At 71.5% G+C, this 2,265-nt stretch carries 2 protein-coding genes and 1 pseudogene; all 3 read left to right on the top strand.

The features are described from left to right. The coding region (locus NOD94_RS40840) for a hypothetical protein (RefSeq protein ID WP_281211305.1) at nt 1-954 on the top strand (954 nt) is incomplete at its 5' end. A gap of 2 nt (nt 955-956) precedes the next feature. Further along, nucleotides 957-2,093, top strand: coding sequence for an aliphatic sulfonate ABC transporter substrate-binding protein (locus NOD94_RS40835; RefSeq protein WP_281211304.1), 1,137 nt, complete (start codon nt 957-959; stop codon nt 2,091-2,093). 6 nt (nt 2,094-2,099) lie between these two features. After that, nucleotides 2,100-2,265, top strand: a pseudogene (locus tag NOD94_RS40830) (ABC transporter ATP-binding protein); the annotation flags it as partial.

Raw genomic sequence — 2,265 nt, 5'->3', positions numbered from 1 at the left:
CAGACCCGCCGACACGCAGCCGTCGCCGCCCTCCTGCGCGTCCCCCACGTCGTCCTCGCCGTCAACAAGATGGACCTCGTCGACTACGAGGAGAGCGTCTTCGCCGCCATCGCCGAGGAGTTCACCGCCTACGCCTGCGACCTCGGCGTCCCCGGCTGGGGTCCCGGTGCCGGCTCCCGGGACGAGTGGTGCACCGCGATCCCGATCTCGGCGCTGGCCGGGGACAACGTGGTCGAGCCGTCCGCGAACATGGACTGGTACGGCGGCCCGACCGTCCTGGAACACCTGGAAACGGTCCCGGTCAGCCACGACCTCACCGCCTGCCCGGCCCGCTTCCCCGTCCAGTACGTGATCCGCCCCCAGTCCGCCGAGCACCCCGACTACCGCGGCTACGCGGGCCAGATCGCCTCCGGCGTCCTGCGCGTCGGCGAGGCCGTCACCGTCCTGCCCTCGGGCCGGACCTCCGTCATCGAGGGCATCGACGCCCTCGGCGAGAGCGTGGACATCGCCCGGGCCCCCCAGTCGGTGACCCTGCGCCTCAAGGACGACATCGACATCTCCCGCGGCGACCTCATCACCCCGACCACCGACGCACCCACCCCCACCCGACGGATCACCGCGACCGTCTGTCACGTCGCCGACCGGCCGCTCACCGTCGGCCAGCACGTCCTCGTCAAACACACGACGCGGACGGTGAAGGCGATCGTCAAGGAGATCCCCTCCCGGCTGACCCTCGACGACCTGTCGCAGCACCCGAACCCCGGGCAGCTCGTCGCCAACGACATCGGCCGCGTCGTCGTCCGCACCGCCGAGCCCCTCGCGCTCGACGCCTACGCCGACTCCCGCCGCACCGGGTCCTTCCTGCTCATCGACCCGGCCGACGGAACCACCCTGACCGCAGGGATGGCGGGCGATGCCTTCACCGCGCACGCCGAGAACGAACGGACCCCCTGACCATGCCCGTACAGCGCCGCCCGCGCCGCCCCCACCGCCCGCACCGCGCCGCCGCGCTCTGCCTGCTCCTCCTCGCCTGCGCCGCCACCTCCTGCGGCTACGGCTCCAAGGCCGACGGGCCGACCGGCGGTCAGGTGCCGGCCGCCGCCGTCGGCGAGAAGCTGTCGGCGGGCTCCGTACGCATCGGCCACTTCCCCAACCTGACGCACGCCACCGCGCTGGTCGGCGTGCGCGAGGGCCTGATCCAGAAGGAACTCGGCGGGACCACCCTGAAGACCGTCACCTTCAACGCGGGTCCGGCCGAGATCGAGGCCCTCAACGCGGGCGCCGTCGACATCGGTTTCATCGGGCCGTCGCCCGCGATCAACGGCTACGTCAAGTCCAAGGGCTCCAACCTGCGGATCATCGCCGGCTCGGCCTCCGGCGGCGTCAAGCTCGTCGTGAACCCGGAGAGGATCAAGACCCTCGACGACCTCAAGGGCCGCCGCATCGCCACCCCGCAACTCGGCAACACCCAGGACGTCGCCCTCCTGAACTGGATCGCCGCACGCGGTTGGAAGGTCGACGCGGCCAGCGGCCGGGGGGACGTCTCCGTCGTCCGTACGGACAACACGATCACCCCGGACGCCTACCGGTCCGGGGCCGTCGACGGGGCCTGGGTACCGGAACCGACCGCCTCCAAACTGGTCGCCGAAGGCGGCAGGGTCCTCCTCGACGAGAGGGACCTGTGGCCCGGAGGCCGCTTCGTGATCACGAACGTGATCGTGTCGCAGAAGTTCCTCCGGGAGCACCCGGACGTCGTCGAGGCCGTCCTGCGCGGCACCGTGAGGACCAACGAATGGATCAACGCCGACCCGGACCGCGCCAAGGCCTCCGCGAACGCCGCCCTGAAGTCCCTGACCGGGAAGGAACTGGACGCCGAGGTCATCGACCGGGCCTGGCCCGGGATCCTCGTGACCGACGACCCCCTGGCCGCGACCCTGCGGGCCCAGGCGGGCCACGCGGTCACGGCGGGCCTGCTGGAGCGGCCCGACCTGACCGGCATCCACGACCTCGGGCCACTGAACAAGGTCCTCGGTTCCCTGCGCAGACCCCCCGTCACCCACACGGGTCCGGGCATCGACGACCAAGGGAGGTGACCGGCGATGGCGACCGCTCTGATCAACGCGGAGAACACCACGGCGGTCCGCAGCGCCGTCCGCATCGAGCACGTCTCGAAATCCTTCCCCGACCAGGCCGGATCGCAGCTCGTCCTGGACGACATCAGCCTCGATGTCGCTCCCGGCGAGTTCGTCACCATCCTGGGGGCCT

It is taken from the genome of Streptomyces sp. Isolate_45 (assembly GCF_024721315.2).
In the GTDB taxonomy this organism is placed as follows: Bacteria; Actinomycetota; Actinomycetes; order Streptomycetales; family Streptomycetaceae; genus Streptomyces.
The sequence above is the reverse complement of the archived record's forward strand: the minus strand, read 5'-3'. Positions and strand labels throughout refer to the sequence as shown.

What these genes read in the sequence shown, in the direction of transcription:
- NOD94_RS40835 (WP_281211304.1), top strand. Translation starts at nt 957, where the DNA reads ATGCCCGTACAGCGCCGCCCGCGCCGCCCCCACCGCCCGCACCGCGCC.